Here is a 1,482-nt window from a genome sequence, read left to right as displayed (position 1 = left end):
CTTGGGCGAACAACACTGGATGATCCTTTCCAGTGGGCAAGGTCTGTGCCGACTACGCCATCCGTATGGCGATACTTTTATCTCTTTTAGCTTATTCTTTGGATTTCTTGCTTTTTCTCTAAAGAGAGAAAACGCTTGTACCAAATCGGTTGTTTATAGACAATTGAGATAAGTGTGTTGACTGCCATTGGATGCTTTTTACGGGCAATGTTTTGTGCACCGTTGACATCACGATGGATTTCTGTTTGATGAACAGAACAAATAAATCTCCTTCCTTTTGCTTGATGTTTCCCGCCGCAAAATGGACAGGATTGCGAAGTATAACTCTCCTCCGTTTCTTCGACTTTGATTCCTTTTTGTTGTGCTTTATACGTTAGTTTCTGTTTGATTTTCCCTTGATTCCACAAGGAAAGCTGTCGTCTTCTTGTTTTGTTATATTTTCTTTTTTTCTTTGGATCCTTTTTGGTCTTTTTCTCTATACCCGACACATTCCCAATCACGAAATGAGTGACTCTTTCTTCCTCCAGAAAGAAGACGATTTCCCTGGTCGTTTTATGTTCCAATGCCTCAAGCTGATTCTTACTCTTTTGACGAATACGATTTCGCGCTTGCTTATACTTCTTCCACTGTCGGGAACCTTGTTTACAACGAGATATTTTCTTACTCAAATCTGTTAGTACTTTCGCACGGTATTGCGCAATACTCCTCATCGCTCGCCCTGATACCAATACGGCTTTGTCCTCTGTAGCAGCTGCCACCGCATGGATTTCGCCTAAATCGCCGCCAGCTACTTTAAAGCCATACGAAGAAATATCTTTCTCGGGTACATGGATTGTATAACAAAAGTGATATTGTCCATTCCGCCATACGATTTCAGCATAATTACATGCACTAAGATCTTCTGTGGCAAGATTCGGAATAAAGAGCTTTTTATTTTGTTTCGGAAACTTCTCCTTCCAGTTCTTCTTTTGCTTTTTTGTTAAAAGATCGGATAATCTGAGTTCATATTCTGATCTTTTAATCGCAATTTTATCATCCGTGATCGACATAGATGCTTTCTTTAGAGGAACACAATAATAATACTTTTTTCGCCAGGGATATTTTGCTTTTTTGTCGGTCTTCCTTAACTTCCGGATTGTTTCACGATTCGCCTCATATTTATCAGCGATCGCTTGCACCGTCTGCGAATGAAGATTATAGGTTTGTTTTCGAACAGATTGGATCTCTTTTTTACTTAGCCATTTCTTAAACGAAAAAAAATAAGACGTTGCTTCCCTGACAATATCATTCCAAACAGTGGCCGCTTCACGTTGCATCGTTCTGAGTTCATTGTATAGGCTTTCATCATAAGGAATGGGAAAAGAGTGCGTGACGATCATATTGGCTAACCTCCTTTCTGTTTACTTTATAGTTCCATTATACCGGAACGTGTATTCCTCCACAACCCAACTGTTGAATTTATTTACATTCTAAAGCCTTGCT

Annotated in this window: 1 protein-coding gene; it reads right to left on the bottom strand. The window is 39.5% G+C overall.

Features of this window, described 5'->3' with window-relative positions; genetic code table 11:
- Window positions 1-86: 86 nt before the first annotated feature.
- On the bottom strand, window positions 87-1,379 hold the full coding sequence (locus MUB24_RS22940) for an RNA-guided endonuclease InsQ/TnpB family protein (protein WP_244708057.1): 1,293 nt from the start codon (window positions 1,377-1,379) through the stop codon (window positions 87-89).
- Window positions 1,380-1,482 lie beyond the last annotated feature (103 nt).

This window comes from Lederbergia sp. NSJ-179, from assembly GCF_022867885.1.
GTDB lineage: Bacteria > Bacillota > Bacilli > Bacillales > Bacillaceae_C > Lederbergia.
The sequence above is the reverse complement of the archived record's forward strand: the minus strand, read 5'-3'. Positions and strand labels throughout refer to the sequence as shown.

Bases quoted from the DNA above. Each gene is read 5' to 3' on its own strand.
- MUB24_RS22940 (WP_244708057.1), bottom strand. From the start codon at position 1,379: ATGATCGTCACGCACTCTTTTCCCATTCCTTATGATGAAAGCCTATAC.